The organism is Vibrio sp. 10N.247.311.49, from assembly GCF_041467655.1.
GTDB lineage: Bacteria > Pseudomonadota > Gammaproteobacteria > Enterobacterales > Vibrionaceae > Vibrio > Vibrio crassostreae_C.
Genome location: NZ_JBFSVA010000005.1, coordinates 234,568 through 251,928, shown reverse-complemented (window position 1 = coordinate 251,928; position 17,361 = coordinate 234,568). Strand labels below are relative to the sequence as shown.

The window sequence follows — 17,361 nt, the reverse complement described above, 5'->3', positions numbered from 1 at the left end:
TTAACGGTTGCCGGTTTTCAAGACCGGTGCTTTCGACCACTCAGCCATCCCTCCAGTGGCGCGTATAATATAAGGGTGGCTTTCGCTTGTAAATACCCTTATTAACTGACTGCTTTTTTTATGAACGCTTTTTGGTATTTTTGTTCTGAATGATTATTTATTGTTCGGTTTATTAAGAAGCCGACAAAATCTAATATTCAATAAGCCAAGTATTCCCAACTTTTGTTATACGTGAAGTGTTTCTGTGCTATTAAAAAAGAAAGTATCTAATTGGCTTGCAGGTAAAGTTATGAGGGGAGTGGCTTAGGCGCATGAACTTTTAGTTTAGAACGGTGAGATCGGAATTTAAAACTAGGTATAAAGTGAATGGGTTTGAAACTGGGACTGTAGAGAGTTTTGTTAGATGAGCTTTATATTTTAAAAAGCTTCAGATGCAAAAAAGCCGCTGATTTCTCAGCGGCTTTCTTTAAAGTGGTGGAGGGATAGGGATTTGAACCCTAGAACCGCTATTAACGGTTGCCGGTTTTCAAGACCGGTGCTTTCGACCACTCAGCCATCCCTCCAGTGGCGTGAATAATATAAGGGGTGGAGGATCTTGTAAACCCTTAATTTTCATAATTTTGTTTTGTTGCTTGTTTTCTAATCATTCACGGCAATAAAAAAGGGAAGCCATTGGCTTCCCTTTGCTGTTTGCTGATTATTTAGTCATTTTTTGTGTAGAAACGCTGTAGCTCTGTCAGGCCTTGCATCAACACAGGTAAGCGAGGGCTTACGTTTTTCAGGCGCTTGTAATTTTGGTCGTACAATTTGTAGTTACCAAATTTATCCAACACCGTTGTTTGCTGGTCAGTAACAAGAGCAAGTTCACGAGAGTCGCCCGCGAGAATCCACTTTCTGTTACGTTCATTAAACAGGCTGCGACCACTACTGAAATCTGTTGGGTTCGAAGATACACCCAATAGCTCTTGCATCAGTGTTACTGACACGTCTAGATGACTAGAACGGTGGGTGTATTCAGAAGCAGACTTGCCAGGCCAGCTGATAAACAGTGGTACTTGTAACTGATAACGACTGTAGTTGGAGTTTGCACCCCAGCTGTTGGTTTTGGTTTCGTTAAACTCAGTACCGTGGTTAGAGGTAATGATAACCACCGTGTTATCGGCAAGCTCTAAGCGTTCCAGTTCAGCGTAGATAGTTGCTAGCTGAGCATCGGCCGCTGTCGCCGACTTTTGATAGTCTGCTGCAAAACGCTCTGCTGTCGTTAGCGTAGAGTCCGACTCTGAACTTGAATCGTAGCTGGCGAAGTTATCCAGTGTGGTTAATTCAATAAAGTTAAACCAAGGGCGTTTAGCTTGCGGTGATTGAATCCAGTTAGACCAAGCTTTTATGGCACTCTGGTCATCATAAGTTGCTTGCTCTGGCATCACATCACGGCCTCGGAAGATAATATCCGAGTAAAGTGCATCGCTAAAGTTGTCGCCACTGAAAGCAGCGAACTTGTAATCGTGATTCTCTAAAACATCGAGCAATACTGCGCTTGACCCCTGAGCTTCAATGCTGCTTGCGTAGCTGCTCGGTAGGCCGTAGAACAAACCAAAAATACCGAACATATCGTTACTTGAACTGTAGTGGTTGGTGAAGTTGATCGACTGTTGCGCGTAGGCATAGCTGTTTGGCATCGCCGTCGCATTAAGTGCGTCAGAGCGAAGGTTGTTCACACTCACCATCAGGATATTAAGATCATCACTGCGGCGGTTGTATTGAATTTTTTCTAGCGGGTAGCTAACTAGGTTTACATTCTCTTTGTTCGCTTCTAAACGCTCAAGGTACTCTTCACGGTCTAATAGGCCATGTTTTTCCATAAAGCTTTTCGCTGTCATAGGGTAAGACAGTGGGAAGTTCGCTTTCTGGCTAGTAATTGGGTTATAGAAGTACGCATCAGCCCACATGTAGGTCAAGTGGCTGCTGATGAAACACAAGAAGAAGACGGCAGTAATCGGACGGCCAATGTGTTTATGAGACAGTTTACGCTGCTTACGCCAAACCCACTCAGATAGACCGAGTTGCAGCAAGAAGATAAGCGGCATAACAATGAAGAGGTGCTGCAAATCAGACGTGAATGCAGATTCCTCTCCACTGAATAAAACCTCCCACACGACAGGCGTCAGGTGGAGGTTTATATTTTGATACGTTTGGGTATCAATCAGTAGGACAGTTAAACCTATGGTCGCGAAGATAACGGCAACCAAACGTAATAACTTCCTCGACGGAAGAATAAAAGTGAGCGGGAACAGCACTAATAGATAGAGCGCGAACACTAAAAAGCCAAAATGACCAACCCACGATGCAGCCAAATAGAATTGGCCTAGCAAGGTTTCTGGCCAAGCAGATTGAGTAATATAACGAGTACCAATCAACATCGCAGCAATGATGTTGAAAAATGCAAACCAGTGACCCCAACCAACCAGTCGAGATACACGATCGCTATATGAGTTTGCGCTGTCTACCATTTATAATTCTTTTATCCGTCAATCAAATTTAGTGAGACTTTTTATCTTCAAGAGAAGAAATTAAAGCCTCGGCAAATTTTTCAGCAATTCCTTTGCGTTGTGAAGCAGCAACATTCTGATTTAAGACATTGGTTGCGATATTTCCAGCGATCATCAGTGAAAGTTCTGGCGAAGCTTTGTGCTTAGTTAGTACAGCACCTACTTCAGCTAGGATTTTTTCAACTTGATCATCTGTGTATTTAGATATAATCGGCATAAGGACTCTAATAATGATAGTAAAAGCGGCTTATGATAACCTACTATGCACGACAACTGAAACCTGAACGGTAATATTTTCACTATGAGCCTTCACCTTTCCAACGTAATTTTACACCAGCTGAGCAAGAACGATCAGGATGAGCTGATTGTTAACTATCGTGCTGAATCTCTAGAAAACGATGCTTCATCTGAAAGCCTAGTTGCTGAACTTCACCGTGTTTTTAATTCAAAAGCAGGCAAAGGGTTTGGTTCTTTCAAATCTGACAGCGAATTCCAGCAGTGGTTGCATCAACTTCGTGCTGGTGAGACAAACTTTTACGATTTTTCTCAAAAGAGTGCGCAACGTCTAAAAGACGAACTATCAAAGTACCCATTCGCTGACGAAGGTATCTTGGTAATGGCTGAATATCAGTCACTTGCAACAGATTACCTTTTCATTGGTTTATTGCCTTCAAACCAAAGCCTAAAGGTAACTGAAGGGCTTGATATTAGTGCGACTGACTACCTTGATATCTCAAAAATGGATATCGCGGCTCGTCTAGACCTTTCAACTTATGAGACTGATAAAGAATCAAACCGTTACTTAACTTACATTAAAGGACGTGTTGGCCGTAAAGTCGCGGATTTCTTCTTAGATTTCTTACAAGCTGAAGTTGGTTTGGATGCGAAACAGCAGAACCAAGTACTGATGCAAGCGGTAGAAGACTTCGTTTCTGACTCTAAATTAGAGAAAGAAGAAGCGATCAGCTATAAAAAGCAGGTTGCGGATTACTGTAACGAACAGCTAAAAGCGGGCGATGAAGTTCAAGTTCGTGAACTTTCTGGAGAACTGCCAGCAAGCACAGATGGTACAAGCTTCTTTGACTATACTAGTGAGCAAGGCTACGAGTTAGAAGACAGTTTCCCTGCTGATCGCGCAACTATGCGTAAACTAACAAAATTTGTTGGTGCTGGTGGCGGTTTGAATGTTAGTTTTGATAGTCTGCTTCTAGGCGAACGTATCTTTTACGATCCGGAGACAGACACGCTAACGATTAAAGGCACTCCACCGAACTTACGTGACCAACTGACTCGCAATAAGTCATAGTCCGAAGTTAATGAGTAAAAGCGGCAGCAAGATGTTGTCGCTTGTTTTGTGCTTAGTCTTTTAGCAAGTGTCATGGCTTCAAGTTAACACGCACAAGGAATATAGATGGAACAATCAGTAGCAAAGCCCAAACGCTTTAAAAAACCGGCCACTTTCTTGGTTGTGCTCTTGGCTCTGTGGCTACTTCCTTCATTGGCTCTCCTTAATCTAAGCCGTTCCTACACCAATTCTCTTGCTCAAATTGAAGAACTCGGCATTCGCGTCAATGAATTGAGGCAATCGCTTTATTTCTCTGAGCCGCTGCGAGTCTCTCGTATCAATGAGTTAGCACTTGATGCTCAGTTGGTTTATTCGATCCGACTGCAGATTGAATCGGATTTTCAACACGCCTTGTTTCGCCCTGATGTGAATCAACTGCTTTACGTAGCCGATCAGTTCCTAGAAAAGTTTGATGAGTTCATCCCGATAGAAAGTCAGGTTCAAGACATCGTTGACAATATTAAGATACTGCGCGCTGATAAAGAGCTTTCCCCTAAACTAAAACCGCTACTCAACGAATTCGGCGTTGTTGTCTTTGAAGCGATGTATTCTGACAATCAAAGCTCGTCAGCGACTTATCGCGCGTTTGATTCCATTCTAGAAAAATCATATTCATTAAAAACTGAAGAGCAAGACGCACTGCAACAGTTATTGGCTGATGCCTCAGCGTTGTTGAGTGATTACGCTCAGCTCAATTATTTAGTCGATAAAATCAAGAAAAACTCGGTGAACGAACAGATCATTAAACTTGAAGCTGAGTTCCATGACCGTCAGTTTAACCTATTGCTAGTGATGCTAGGTTTAAGCTTGGTAACGATGATCACATTAGTGTTGTGGGGCGTTAGATCGAGAAAATTGATTCAACAAGCAGACAAAGAACTGAGCCCTGAACCAGTTACTGATTCAAGTAAGGAAAATGCTTCCTCTGCGGTGAAGCAACCAACTAATGACTCTTCCGTATTGGAGATTACGCCAACGAGCAAACATCCCGACCTTCAACCTCAAGAGGGCGTTAACGTAACAAGCCAGAAAATTGTTCAGCAGAACACTGAGGAAGCTCCAGTGGCAGAGAAACACATCGCAAGTGTCACTGATTCAAAGCCTGCGATTGATATTGAAGACATGCTAGAAACGCTTGATGGTGATGCTGAGTCTGTCGAATTGCTACTTGGTGTTTTTGTACAAGATCACGCTGATGATTACACGAAGTTCAAATCTCTTCTCACTAAAGATGAAACCTCTGCTGCTCGTATTGTACATAGCTTAAAAGGTGTGGCTGGCAGTATCAAAGCGTCTCGATTAGCCATCATTGCAGCAACCATTGAAATGACAATGAAACAGTCTAGAGCGATCAGTGAACACGATTTAGAAGAACTAGAGGCGGCAATAAAAGCCTCTATAAATGCTGCGTTTGAATATTTAGATAAGCAGCGTTAACTTTTGTAGGAATTTTGACAATACTCTGACGAAGTGCTCATACAATCCGCGCCCTTAGTCTTTGTCAGAGGTTTACATGTTACGATTTTCGAGTCGACGTTGGATGGTGTTGGTGCTTAGTATTGTGCTAAGTGGTTGTTCTCTATTAGAAGTTAAGTTAGATACTCAGACGACGCCTCTCACTCAACAAGAGCTGAATGCTCGAATCATGACGCGTGAATACGCCAAGATGTTTTTTATGCGAGTAGAAGACTCAGCCGATCTCATTGCTCAATCTTATCCTGCTGATGACACCTTACATCAATCTTACGTCTTGCTTTGGAAGATCCATGCGGAGCAGGGCTTACAGCAAGCGGCTTATCAAACTTCACCTATGTCTGCCTTAATCGACTCGTGGGTGTTCACTGCCCAAATGAATCAGTTTTATCGCCAAGGCGATGGCGCGGATCTGTTCGCGACGGATGATGCGGTAGAGACTGCTCGTTTTCTTGATCAAGAAGCAGAAAAACTGGCAAAGGGTGTATTGAGCTCCAGTGATTTCAAGAACAGTAAAGTGTTCGTTGCGCAGTTTGCTGCTAGCCACCCATTTAAAGACCTCACATTCAGAAACACACCCGCTTACCGTGAATGGCTGAGTTACCTAGGTAAAGACGAGTCGCAAATTGTCCAGAGCTTAGGCACTATGCCAGAAGCCATGAGTGACGCATCCGATCGTTTAAGTTTGATGGCTGATCAGACGCCTAAACTAATGTCGTGGAAGGCGGAGCTGGTTGCGTTAAACAGCTCGCTAACGGGTGAAGACCTATCGATGACGCTGGAAAGCCTTCGTCAAACATCAGCAAGTATGCAGGACTTCATTGAGAATAACCCTGAGTACATGCAAACATTGGCTTCTATTATGTCGACAGAAATGCAGCCATTGCTCAACGATCTTAGCGATAAAACAGACCAAAAATTAGCGATGCTGAGTGATGAACGTGTGGCATTAGAAAAAATGGTGACACGTGAGAGAGAAGCTCTGGTAGAGATGATTGCGAAAGAGCGCATTGAGATTGCAGGTATCGTGACTTCAGAAAGGGAGTTGTTTACGCAAGACCTTGACCGCGTATCTCAAGAGGTGGTGGTACTGGCGATTGATAAGCTGATGGAGTTAATCAAAAGTGTGATTATCTACTTCATCCTGTTTATCTTAGTGGTGTTCTTTGCTCCGTTAGGTATCGGTTACTGGTTGGGTAAACGAACCGCCAACAAATAAGTAAATCAGCAGATCAAAAAAGAGCGCCCTAGGGCGCTCTTTTTGCATTTAACCATTAACGTTTTGAGTTATGTTCGAAAGCGTTAGCTCCTGAACTTAAGCTTGTTGCTTGCTTAACTCTGTTGCTTCTTCAGCTTCAAACGCTGGTGCTGTTGGTTCACACTTATCAACGAACCAACCCATGTAAGATGTCACGATAGTCACGATGATACAGATGAAGCTTAACCACATGAACGGTGCGTAAGACAGCGTCGCAACACCAAGAATACTCGCCATGTAGATACCGTTATCACTCCACGGAACCATACCCGACGTTAACGTGCCACCAAACTCAGCATTACGCGATAGGTTCTTACGTTTGTAGCCTAAACGGTCGTAGTTTTTCGCACAGATTTTTGGTGTAAGGATTAACGATACGTACATTGCAGAACCGAATACGTTACCCATGAAAGCCGTACCAATTGTGCTAGTCGCTAGTGAACCTGCGCTGTTTACGCGGCGCTCAAACACCTTAGCGATTGTCTCTAGTACGCCCACTTTATCCAGTAAGCCACCGAAACCTAGACCAAATACGATAACCGCAACTGAACCTAGCATTGAAGACATGCCGCCACGGTTAAGAATCGAATCAATAAACTCTACGCCAGATGAGATTGAGAACGGTGCCCAAGCAGTGTTGAATGCCGTTAGGAAGTCGATATCTTGGATCATGACTGCCCAGATAATACCCAGCAGAGAACCAAAACTGATGACCGGGAATGAAGGCATACGGAAAGCCAACAGACCAAGCACGATAAGTACCGGAACGAATGAGTAAGGCGTGATGTAGAACTGAACTTCCATCGCTTTGATGACAGAGTCTACTTGGCTCATGTCAACGTTGCCCGCGTAGTGGAAACCAAACGCAGTAAACATGATGCCTGTAATCACGTAGCTGATTAACGCAACTGGAAGCATGCCTTTGATGTGTTCAACCACTTCAACACCAGACATTGAAGAAGCCAGAATCACTGAATCAGAAAGAGGAGACATCTTGTCACCGAAGTAACAGCCTGACAGCACGGCACCTGCAGTAATCGGTGCTGGAACACCTAGGCCTTGGCCGATACCCATCATCGCGATACCTGCTGTACCCGCAGCACCCCAAGAAGTACCGGTCGCCAATGCAGTTAGAGAACAGATGATCATGGTCGCTAAAAGGAAGATAGAAGGGTGGATAGCTTTCAGACCATAGTAAATGATAGTAGGTACGATCCCGCCTGAGATCCAAGTACCAACAAGAGCGCCAACGGCTAAAAGTATTAAAACCGCGCCTAAGCCATTGGATATTCCTTTGAGTGCTGCTTTTTCTAAGTCTTTGTATTGGTGTCCAAGACGAATACCAAGAACCATGATAATGAACCAGCCAATATACAAGGCAAGTTGAATTGGAAGGTCAAGCTTTGCAGTAAAGGAAAAAGCAAGGGATAGAAATAGTCCTAACGCGATGAATACCTGCAATAGGTTCGGTAGGCGAGTTTTACTCTGCTTCATAAAAGCCTCTTGTGATTTCGAGCATTTATAGTGCTTCGTTATAGTGTGTGGTGCAAAACGGACACTACAGTAATTAGTTTATTATATCGAAAAAATACGCCCAAGTTGTGATATTTGACTGTTAACTCAATCAATTGTGGTTTCATAATCTAAATTTTTGTTACATTCATGATTGTTACATGTTGAAATTTGTCGCACGTTGTTTTCGTTTTGTAAAATAAAACTCTGATTAACCTTGGTTTAAAAGAGGGATTTACTGTTTGTGATGAGCGTCGATTGAATCGACTTTGGCGATGTAAATGTTTGAATTTGACGATAATGGACGCTTAATCAATGAGGTGGAGATGGAATGTCGATACAGAGATAACTGCACGATTCATTACGTTCACTTAAAAGAAACGAAAAAGTTACACTTTTTGACAAAAAGCACTTGAGTTCTGTTTCTGAAAAACTTATAGATGGGGGAGAGCAATTTTTAATTTATACATGGAGAGTGAGCGATGAGAGTAGGTCTAGTTGGTTGGCGCGGTATGGTTGGTTCTGTACTGATGCAACGTATGGTTGAAGAGAAAGACTTCGACTTGATTGAGCCTGTTTATTACAGCACATCTCAGATTGGTATTCCTGCCCCTGTTTTAGGTGGTAAAGATGCGGGTCTACTTCAAGACGCTTTTGATATTGATAGCCTAAAACAGCTTGATGCTGTGATTACCTGTCAAGGCGGCGATTACACATCAAAAGTATACCCAGCACTGCGTCAAGCAGGTTGGAAAGGTTACTGGATTGATGCAGCATCTACTCTGCGTATGGATGCTGATTCAATCATCACTCTTGATCCTGTTAACTTGGCTCAAATCCAGCAAGGCATTCACAGCGGCACCAACACGTTCGTTGGCGGTAACTGTACTGTGAGCTTAATGCTTATGGCTCTAGGTGGTCTGTACGAGAAAGGCATGGTTGAGTGGATGAGTGCCATGACTTACCAAGCAGCTTCTGGTGCGGGTGCTAAGAACATGCGTGAGCTGATCTCACAAATGGGTGTGATCAACGACAGCGTAAGTTCTGAGTTAGCAAACCCTTCAAGCTCAATTCTTGATATCGATAAGAAAGTGGCTGATACGATTCGTTCATCTTCATTCCCAACAGACCAATTTGGTGCTCCGCTTGCAGGCTCACTGATTCCTTGGATCGATGTGAAGCGTGAAAACGGTCAGAGTAAAGAAGAGTGGAAAGCCGGTGTTGAAGCGAACAAGATTCTTGGTCTAGATGGTCAGCCAATCCCAATTGATGGTACTTGTGTACGAATCGGTGCAATGCGTTGTCACGCTCAAGCACTAACGATCAAGCTTAAGCAAGACGTGCCAATGGACGAGATCGAAGAGATCATCGCAACGCACAATGATTGGGTTAAAGTGATTCCTAATGACCGCGACATCACGGCACAGGAGCTAACACCAGCGAAAGTAACAGGCACAATGTCTGTACCTGTCGGTCGTCTGCGTAAGATGTCGATGGGTAACGACTTCCTAAACGCCTTCACGGTTGGTGACCAACTACTTTGGGGTGCTGCAGAACCACTACGTCGTACTCTGCGCATTATCCTTGCTGAGAAAGCGTAATAGGCAAGATTGCTTAAATTCTATTAGCTGATAAACCGAAAGGGTTGACGACAAACGTCAACCCTTTTTAGTTTATTGCTACCTCGTTATTCGGCCCTCGAAACTGCCCTTAAATCTCTTCGCATCTCGCTACTCGAATCTCGTGTCTGCTTTTATTTCTCGTCGGTGACGACACGCTTGTCTGGATCCGCTAATTCGCTAGCACAGTGCTTGCAATACATGGCGTCTGAATCATGACCCGCTCGGTTACAATTCGGGCACTTAACCAACTCTTTGTGCGAGTTCATCTCATTACTGAGTTCTGCAGTAATGATCCCGGTTGGCACTGCTAAGATAGAGTAACCCAATAGCATGGTCAGTGATGCTATGGCTTTACCAAGCGCGGTCTGCGGCACCATGTCACCATAACCTACCGTAGTGATAGTCACGATGGCCCAATAGATACTGTGAGGAATACTGGTGAAGCCATTGTCAGGACCTTCAATAACAAAGATCAAGGCGCCAAAGATAACCACCAAGATGCCGACGGTGCTAAAGAAGATCAGTATCTTTCGTCGTGCCATTAATAGTGAGCGCAACAGAATATTGGAATCTTGCAGGTAGCGAACCAGCTTTAGAATTCGGAAGATACGCATCACACGCAGCAGTCTCACCACACCCATAAATGAAGCGCCTGGGAAGATGATTGCTAGGTAGGTCGGAAGAATCGCCAATAGGTCAACGACACCATAAAAACTGGTGGCGTAAGATTTTGGCTTTGGGGAGCAATAGAGCCTTAACAAATACTCAAGAGTGAAGAGTGCAGTGAAGGTGTATTCGATATAACGCAGCTGTTGTGACCATTCGGTCATCACATTAGGGATGGATTCTAAGATCAGAACCAACAGCGAAGCCAAGATTGCAACGATCAGAGTTATATCAAATGCACGTCCGGCTGGCGTGTGAGTACCAAAGATAATGACGTACAAATGATGCTTGAGTGGCTTGCGTGACATAAGGAGAGGTTCGTCTTCTGTTAAATGCATTAACAGTCATTATACAAGCTTCATAATAACGAGGCGAGTGAAAGCCCAATTGCTTTACTCGCCTCATCTATATTTCAATATTGTTGCCCTTTATAGAGCAACCGAAATGTTGTTAAACGTTATGCCAAGCCTGGGAACAGATTACGTAGGCCATTGGCGATGAACTCGATGCCCAATGCGCCAAGAATCAGACCCATGATACGAGTGATCACGTTGATACCCGTTTGACCTAAAAAGCGAACGATAACCGGCGCTGAACGGAACAAAAGCCAAGAGCACGTTGCGAATGCGATGATGCTAATGCCGATGCCGACCGTATCAATAGCAGCAGGGTAGCGAGAACCATAAACAATGGTCGAGCTGATTGCACCTGGGCCTGCCATTAGCGGCATAGCAAGTGGAACAACGCCGATCTGCTCTTTGCTGATGTATTCAGACTTCTCTTGTTTGTTCTGCTTATCTTCACCGAGCTTACCGCTCATCATCGAAAATGCGATGCTCAGTAATAGTAAACCACCTGCAACACGGAATGAGTCCAGCGAGATACTAAACATATCAAGCAGCATTTGCCCCGCAACAAGAGAGACAATGAGGATCACGGCAACAGCAATGTTTGCTTGTAAGGCTGTCCTGTTCCTCTCTTCTGGCGGCATATGAGCAGTAAGAGAAACAAAAACAGGCATGATGCCGATTGGGTTTACGGCAGCAACAAGCCCAAGGAAGAATTGCATAAAAATTGCGAGTTCTAAGCCTTGCATGAGAGCGATCTCCAGTTAGCGTACTTAAGGTTGAAGGGTTGATCTGTGAATAGTTTAGGCGCGTAATGTAAGGGACAAACTCGATTTACGCGAATGAAAAAAACTAACTTGAAATGGGTGATTCTTTTTAGAAAAACTAATTGAATCTCACTTTTGTTTTAAGCCTGTTGCAAGCTAGTTGGTAGTGTTTCATTTTGTAATTTATTATTGAGTAACTGTTAACCGACGCACGAAATTAATAAAAATTATGTCAGAATCTAGCCCGTACAACGGTATGGATATACTCTCAGTAGCACGAATATAGCTGTATACATGTAATTTAACGGACTAAAAATGAAACTTTTTTACAGTTTATTACGCTATGTAGAAAAAAGTTGTCTGTTTGCTTGTTTTTTTCGCGAACGAAAAGTGTGAGTTTAATCTATATAAATCATGCTCTTAAGTTAATTTTTGCGATTGCCTTACTACTTTCTGGTTAATTCTTTTTGGGTAACTGATCTGGGTCAATTTTTTTCACACAGTGAAATAATATACTCAGCCCTGAAAGCAATTTACTAAGAACGTTGGTGTTTAAGGTTAACGGCAAGCAGCGAGTTTAATAAAAAGTTTTTAATATTTATTATTTTAGGAGATCCACCATGCCTGTAACTAACTTAGCGGAACTTGATGCTCTAGTAGCTCGCGTTAAAGCAGCACAAGAAGAGTTTGCAACATTCTCTCAAGAGAAAGTAGATGCAATCTTCCGCGCAGCTTCTCTTGCTGCTAACCACGCTCGTATTCCACTTGCTCAACAAGCAGTTGCTGAATCTGGAATGGGTATTGTTGAAGATAAGGTTATCAAAAACCACTTTGCATCTGAATTTATCTACAACAAATACAAAGACGAAAAAACATGTGGCATCTTAGAAGAAGATGACAACCTAGGCACAATGACTATCGCTGAGCCTGTAGGTATCATCTGTGGTATCGTTCCAACAACGAACCCAACTTCTACAGCAATCTTCAAATCTCTAATTTCTCTTAAGACACGTAACGGCATCATCTTCTCGCCACACCCACGTGCAAAGAACTCAACTAACGACGCAGCGAAACTAGTTCTAGACGCAGCTGTTGCAGCGGGTGCTCCACGAGACATCATCGGTTGGATCGACCAACCATCTGTAGAGCTTTCTAACGCGCTTATGAAGCACGACGGTATCGCACTTATCCTTGCTACTGGTGGTCCAGGCATGGTTAAAGCAGCATACTCTTCTGGTAAGCCTGCTATCGGTGTTGGTGCTGGTAACGTTCCTGTCGTTATCGATGAAACAGCTGACATCAAACGTGCTGTAGCATCTATCCTTATGTCTAAGACTTTCGATAACGGCGTAGTATGTGCTTCTGAGCAAGCTGCAATCGTAGTTAGCGAAGTATATGACGAAGTTAAAGAGCGTTTCGCTTCTCACAAAGCTCACGTTCTATCTAAAGCTGACGCTGATAAAGTACGTAAAGTTCTGCTTATCGACGGCAACCTAAACGCTAAAATCGTAGGTCAACCTGCTCCAGCAATCGCTGAAATGGCTGGTGTTAAAGTTCCTGCTGATACAAAAGTACTTGTAGGTGAAGGTCTTGGTAAAGTTTCTTACGATGACGAATTCGCTCACGAGAAACTATCTCCAACTCTAGGTCTATTCCGCGCAGATGACTTCGAAGACGCAGTTGCTCAAGCGGTAACTATGGTTGAAATCGGTGGTATCGGTCACACATCTGGTCTTTACACTAACCAAGATACTAACGCAGACCGCATCCGTTACTTCGGTGATAAGATGAAGACTGCTCGTATCCTAATCAACATCCCGACTACTCACGGTGGTATCGGTGACCTGTACAACTTCAACGTTGCACCTTCTCTAACTCTAGGTTGTGGTTCATGGGGTGGTAACTCTATCTCTGAGAACGTAGGTCCTAAGCACCTTATCAACAAGAAAACTGTAGCGAAGCGAGCTGAAAACATGTTGTGGCACAAACTACCTAAGTCTATCTACTTCCGTCGTGGTAGCCTTCCAATCGCAATGAGCGACCTAGAAGGTAAGAAACGCGCATTCCTAGTAACTGACCGTTTCCTATTCAACAACGGTTACGCAGATGACGTAGTTAGCTTGCTTAAAGCACAAGGCATCGAAGTTCAAACTTTCTTCGACGTAGAAGCGGATCCAACGCTATCTGTTGTTGAGAAAGGCGCTGAAGCAATGAAGAGCTTCCAACCTGACGTAATCCTTGCTCTAGGTGGCGGTTCTCCAATGGATGCTGCTAAGATCATGTGGGTTATGTACGAGCACCCAGAAACTCACTTCGAAGAACTAGCAATGCGCTTTATGGACATCCGTAAACGTATCTACAAGTTCCCTAAAATGGGTCAAAAAGCTGAGCTTGTATGTATCACTACAACTTCAGGTACAGGTTCAGAGGTTACTCCATTCGCTGTTGTTACTGACGACAAGACTGGTGCTAAATACCCACTAGCTGATTACGAAATCACGCCAAACATGGCTATCGTTGATGCGAACCTAGTAATGAACATGCCTAAGTCTCTAACAGCGTTCGGTGGTTACGATGCAGTAACTCACGCTCTTGAAGCTTACGTATCTGTTCTAGCGAACGAGTACTCAGACGGTCAAGCTCTTCAAGCTCTTAAGATGCTTAAAGAATACCTACCATCAAGCTACAAAAATGGTGCGGCTGACCCAATAGCTCGTGAGAAAGTACACAACGCAGCAACTATCGCTGGTGTAGCATTTGCGAACGCATTCCTAGGTGTGTGTCACTCAATGGCTCACAAAATTGGTGCTGAGTTCCACCTACCACACGGTCTTGCTAACGCACTACTTATCTCAAACGTTGTACGTTACAACGCGAACGATAACCCAACTAAGCAGACTGCATTCTCTCAGTACGACCGTCCACAAGCACGTCGTCGTTACGCTGAAGTTGCTGACCACCTAGGCCTAAGCCAAGCTGGTGACCGTACAGCTCAGAAGATTGAACGTCTACTGACTTGGTTAGAAGAGCTTAAAGTTGACCTAGACATCCCACTATCTATCCAAGCTGCGGGTGTTAACGAGTCTGACTTCATCGCTAAACTAGACGAGCTAGCTGTTGAAGCGTTCGATGACCAGTGTACAGGTGCTAACCCACGTTACCCTCTAATCACTGAGCTAAAAGAAGTTCTAACAACTTCTTACTTCGGCCAACCATACGTTGAAGGCGAAACTTTCGAAGGTACTACAGTTATCCTTAAGAAAGCAGACCAAAAGCCAGCTGAAGCGAAAACGCCAAAAGCTAAAAAAGAAAAAGCTAACGCATAATAAGTAAGCATTAGTTTTGAGATAAGTTTTCGCTAGCACGATACTTATCTATCGGGAAAAGATGAAAGCCCCAGTCGAGAGACTGGGGCTTTTTTTATGTTTGGTTCGTTTGTAAAACGGATTGAGAGGCAATAGCTCTGCTACTTAATATGAGCTGAGCCAGTCATGTTCAATTGGAATAGGGAGTTAAACCTCTGCCGCGACAACTCGCCCACTGAAGTAGTCATTCGAGACAATGTATTCGGTTGTTCTGGTCAGCTCGTCTTGCAGCTGCGCCCAGTGACATCGGTTGAGCTTGCCATCGGAGTTATGAACGGCGGGAACAACGCCACCGACTCGAATGCCAAAGGGAGTCAGCTCTTTCGCCCAACTATGGGTAAAGCCAGTGATCATTGAGTTTGCGCTCTCTAAGCCAGACACATCGTGAAAGTCATCATGAGATATCACATTCACAATCACGCCTTCCTTATCTTCCTCTCGCAATCTCTCAGCACTGATTTGCCCAAACTCGAACAGGGTCGATGCCATCGATGAGAGATCATTAATAAAGCTGCTCACAGGCTGATCGCCAATTAGGCTAGGCATTGGGGAGCTTATCCAGTTATTGACCAGCACATCGGGTGTCGTGTTGAAGGTGGTTTGAATAAAATCATATACGCTGAGAATCGCTTGGCTGTCATTGCCTTTGAGCGTGTAGTGGTAAACAGAGTCAGAAAACCGGGCACACTGTAGATACGTCGCTTTAAGTGCTTCCGTGTCTTTATCACAAAGGATGACGGTGGCTCCAAGGTTAACAAAGTGGTTCGCAATCGCCCCCCCCAGTCGCGAGCCGGCAGATGTCACCAATATGATTGAGCTTTTTATTTCCATCCCAGTACCTAAACAAATCGTCCATGTCGGATAAGGATGGGTTAAAATTTATACAACGGGTGTGAATTGGTTCAAACTAAGGTGTGCCAATTAATAAGTTTTTATGAACTTAGTGGCACGTCACATTTTGTAGTAACTTCAAGCGGTAACCGACATCAGGTGTTTTTAGGTTGCCTAAGGCTAGTGGTTCATATCATTCGTGTGAATACTTTGAAGTGTGCGAGTTAGTCGAAGAAGAGCTATGGATAGACAGCGAAAAAGGGAAAGGTAGGTGATCGCTATACTTGAGCTTGAATTTGATACCGACGTTGCGCGGTGGTTAGCTCATTGTAGAGCGTGGCATGTGGCAAATCAGGTAAATGCTTGTTTTCGAGTTTGCGTCGGTCATGACCAGAAAGGTTTTGGTAAACCTCTTCGGGTAAGTCGGCTGTATCTTCAGGCATGAAGGCAAGCGCTTCAGGTTTCAAGTAATGGCTGAGTTTGGCGCTGGCAAGGCTAGCTTGATGAAAATGATTAGATTGCTGAGCTGAAATCTCATATGAAGACTGGTTTGAACGCAGTTGTTGAGGTTCTGCTACGCCAAATTGTTTGCGCAGGCGATCTTCATTTGTCTCTGTGATTTCAATGGTGTCAATTGGCGTGCAATCACGGACATCATTAGAAAACATAGATAACAGCAACGCGAAATCTGCACGGCGACCTTGCTCAACCGCTTGGCTGATCCCGATGCCGAACTTCAGTTCGTTGATGATTCCTGCTTTGTCTAAAGTATGTATTTGCATGTCGCCTCTCATTGGATACACCTTTAACGGCATGGAGTCGGCAAACTTTAGTGTTTAATTACAGGCAAATAGAGAATTTATGTAGGGTTGGGAAGAAGGCTATCAATAGTTCGAGAAGTAAGCGCTATTGGCGGGTTTATTACGAAATGTTTAGATTTTGTGGAACACGACAGATACAAAAAAGCTCACGCCGAGGCATGAGCTTTCAATAGATAACTCGCTATAAATAGCGCAGCGTAAGCAATAATTACTTAGCTAGGTTCTCTTCTACGAAAGACCAGTTTACTAGGTTCCAGAATGCAGCCATGTAGTCAGGGCGAACATTGCGGAAATCGATGTAGTAAGCGTGTTCCCATAGGTCAACAGTTAGAAGTGGAGTAACACCTTCTTCTGTTAGAGGAGTAGCAGCGTTAGAAGTGTTAACGATGTCTAGAGAACCGTCAGCTTTCTTAACTAACCAAGTCCAAGAAGAACCGAAGTTGTTGATTGCTGAATCAGTGAATTTCGCTTTGAATTCTTCGAAAGAACCGAATGCAGCGTTGATAGCTTCTGCAACAGCGCCAGTTGGTTCGCCGCCCGCTTTAGGAGCAAGACAGTGCCAGTAGAACGTGTGGTTCCAGATTTGAGCAGCGTTATTGAAAACACCACCAGTAGAAGTCTTAACGATCTCTTCTAGTGTTTTGCCTTCAAACTCAGTACCTGGGATAAGGCCGTTTAGCTTAACAACGTAAGTGTTGTGGTGCTTACCGTGGTGGAAATCTAGCGTTTCTGCTGAGATGTGTGGTTCTAGCGCGTCTTTCGCGTAAGGAAGAGCCGGTAGTTCAAATGCCATTGCTCAATTCTC

Annotated in this window: 13 protein-coding genes and 1 tRNA gene; 5 read left to right on the top strand and 9 right to left on the bottom strand. The window is 44.0% G+C overall.

All coding sequences use genetic code 11. The features are described 5' to 3' along the window. Positions 1 to 472 precede the first annotated feature (472 nt). From AB6E54_RS08110 to AB6E54_RS08100, 3 genes are all read right to left on the bottom strand, one after another. Positions 473 to 563: transfer RNA gene (locus AB6E54_RS08110), tRNA-Ser, on the bottom strand. 138 nt (positions 564 to 701) lie between these two features. Further along, complete coding sequence (locus tag AB6E54_RS08105) at positions 702 to 2,510, bottom strand: DUF3413 domain-containing protein (RefSeq protein WP_017065981.1); 1,809 nt, start codon at positions 2,508 to 2,510, stop codon at positions 702 to 704. A 28-nt stretch (positions 2,511 to 2,538) separates the two neighbouring features. Then, complete coding sequence (locus tag AB6E54_RS08100; protein WP_004734063.1) at positions 2,539 to 2,766, bottom strand: YejL family protein; 228 nt, start codon at positions 2,764 to 2,766, stop codon at positions 2,539 to 2,541. An 84-nt stretch (positions 2,767 to 2,850) separates the two neighbouring features. On the opposite strand from AB6E54_RS08100, the gene yejK reads away from it, so the two are divergent. The 3 genes from yejK (at position 2,851) to AB6E54_RS08085 (ending at position 6,586) form a co-directional block, all read left to right on the top strand. Continuing rightward, complete coding sequence (gene yejK, locus AB6E54_RS08095; protein WP_017061190.1) at positions 2,851 to 3,855, top strand: nucleoid-associated protein YejK; 1,005 nt, start codon at positions 2,851 to 2,853, stop codon at positions 3,853 to 3,855. 105 nt (positions 3,856 to 3,960) lie between these two features. After that, positions 3,961 to 5,331 (top strand): Hpt domain-containing protein, encoded by a 1,371-nt coding sequence (locus tag AB6E54_RS08090; RefSeq protein WP_017079529.1) that lies wholly within the window; start codon positions 3,961 to 3,963, stop codon positions 5,329 to 5,331. Positions 5,332 to 5,407: 76 nt separating this feature from the next. After that, positions 5,408 to 6,586 carry a chemotaxis protein gene (locus AB6E54_RS08085; protein ID WP_372107082.1) on the top strand — a complete coding sequence of 393 codons (1,179 nt, stop codon included), beginning with the start codon at positions 5,408 to 5,410 and terminating at the stop codon, positions 6,584 to 6,586. Between the two features lie 96 nt (positions 6,587 to 6,682). On the opposite strand, the gene nhaC is transcribed toward AB6E54_RS08085, so the two are convergent. Beyond that, positions 6,683 to 8,119, bottom strand: a complete 1,437-nt coding sequence (gene nhaC / locus AB6E54_RS08080) for a Na+/H+ antiporter NhaC (protein ID WP_017063453.1) — start codon at positions 8,117 to 8,119, stop codon at positions 6,683 to 6,685. 500 nt (positions 8,120 to 8,619) lie between these two features. Between nhaC and asd the strand changes: the two genes are divergently transcribed. Further along, positions 8,620 to 9,738: an aspartate-semialdehyde dehydrogenase gene (gene asd / locus AB6E54_RS08075; protein WP_017629874.1), complete on the top strand. Its 1,119-nt coding sequence runs from the start codon at positions 8,620 to 8,622 to the stop codon at positions 9,736 to 9,738. 152 nt (positions 9,739 to 9,890) lie between these two features. Here asd and AB6E54_RS08070 read toward each other — a convergent pair whose 3' ends face one another. Next, positions 9,891 to 10,733 (bottom strand): ion transporter, encoded by an 843-nt coding sequence (locus tag AB6E54_RS08070; protein WP_029235134.1) that lies wholly within the window; start codon positions 10,731 to 10,733, stop codon positions 9,891 to 9,893. Positions 10,734 to 10,882: 149 nt separating this feature from the next. Further along, the gene (locus AB6E54_RS08065; protein ID WP_004734056.1) at positions 10,883 to 11,521 is read right to left on the bottom strand and encodes a YchE family NAAT transporter; all 639 of its coding nucleotides are present in this window, start codon (positions 11,519 to 11,521) and stop codon (positions 10,883 to 10,885) included. Between the two features lie 638 nt (positions 11,522 to 12,159). Between AB6E54_RS08065 and adhE the strand changes: the two genes are divergently transcribed. Next, complete coding sequence (adhE, locus tag AB6E54_RS08060) at positions 12,160 to 14,865, top strand: bifunctional acetaldehyde-CoA/alcohol dehydrogenase (RefSeq protein ID WP_372107081.1); 2,706 nt, start codon at positions 12,160 to 12,162, stop codon at positions 14,863 to 14,865. Positions 14,866 to 15,051: 186 nt separating this feature from the next. On the opposite strand, the gene AB6E54_RS08055 is transcribed toward adhE, so the two are convergent. The 3 genes from AB6E54_RS08055 to sodB all read right to left on the bottom strand — a co-directional run bounded on the left by AB6E54_RS08055 (position 15,052) and on the right by sodB (position 17,349). Continuing rightward, positions 15,052 to 15,735 carry an SDR family oxidoreductase gene (locus AB6E54_RS08055; protein WP_372107080.1) on the bottom strand — a complete coding sequence of 228 codons (684 nt, stop codon included), beginning with the start codon at positions 15,733 to 15,735 and terminating at the stop codon, positions 15,052 to 15,054. 278 nt (positions 15,736 to 16,013) lie between these two features. Further along, on the bottom strand, positions 16,014 to 16,517 hold the full coding sequence (locus AB6E54_RS08050) for a VC2046/SO_2500 family protein (protein WP_372107079.1): 504 nt from the start codon (positions 16,515 to 16,517) through the stop codon (positions 16,014 to 16,016). Between the two features lie 247 nt (positions 16,518 to 16,764). Beyond that, the gene (sodB, locus tag AB6E54_RS08045; protein WP_004734050.1) at positions 16,765 to 17,349 is read right to left on the bottom strand and encodes a superoxide dismutase [Fe]; all 585 of its coding nucleotides are present in this window, start codon (positions 17,347 to 17,349) and stop codon (positions 16,765 to 16,767) included. Positions 17,350 to 17,361 lie beyond the last annotated feature (12 nt).

Excerpts from the sequence above, each read along its gene's own strand:
- sodB (WP_004734050.1), bottom strand. The coding sequence starts at position 17,349 with ATGGCATTTGAACTACCGGCTCTTCCTTACGCGAAAGACGCGCTAGAA.
- AB6E54_RS08065 (WP_004734056.1), bottom strand. The coding sequence starts at position 11,521 with ATGCAAGGCTTAGAACTCGCAATTTTTATGCAATTCTTCCTTGGGCTT.
- AB6E54_RS08050 (WP_372107079.1), bottom strand. The coding sequence starts at position 16,517 with ATGCAAATACATACTTTAGACAAAGCAGGAATCATCAACGAACTGAAG.
- AB6E54_RS08055 (WP_372107080.1), bottom strand. The coding sequence starts at position 15,735 with ATGGAAATAAAAAGCTCAATCATATTGGTGACATCTGCCGGCTCGCGA.
- AB6E54_RS08100 (WP_004734063.1), bottom strand. The coding sequence starts at position 2,766 with ATGCCGATTATATCTAAATACACAGATGATCAAGTTGAAAAAATCCTA.
- yejK (WP_017061190.1), top strand. The coding sequence starts at position 2,851 with ATGAGCCTTCACCTTTCCAACGTAATTTTACACCAGCTGAGCAAGAAC.
- AB6E54_RS08070 (WP_029235134.1), bottom strand. The coding sequence starts at position 10,733 with ATGTCACGCAAGCCACTCAAGCATCATTTGTACGTCATTATCTTTGGT.
- asd (WP_017629874.1), top strand. The coding sequence starts at position 8,620 with ATGAGAGTAGGTCTAGTTGGTTGGCGCGGTATGGTTGGTTCTGTACTG.
- adhE (WP_372107081.1), top strand. The coding sequence starts at position 12,160 with ATGCCTGTAACTAACTTAGCGGAACTTGATGCTCTAGTAGCTCGCGTT.
- AB6E54_RS08085 (WP_372107082.1), top strand. The coding sequence starts at position 5,408 with ATGTTACGATTTTCGAGTCGACGTTGGATGGTGTTGGTGCTTAGTATT.
- nhaC (WP_017063453.1), bottom strand. The coding sequence starts at position 8,119 with ATGAAGCAGAGTAAAACTCGCCTACCGAACCTATTGCAGGTATTCATC.
- AB6E54_RS08105 (WP_017065981.1), bottom strand. The coding sequence starts at position 2,510 with ATGGTAGACAGCGCAAACTCATATAGCGATCGTGTATCTCGACTGGTT.
- AB6E54_RS08090 (WP_017079529.1), top strand. The coding sequence starts at position 3,961 with ATGGAACAATCAGTAGCAAAGCCCAAACGCTTTAAAAAACCGGCCACT.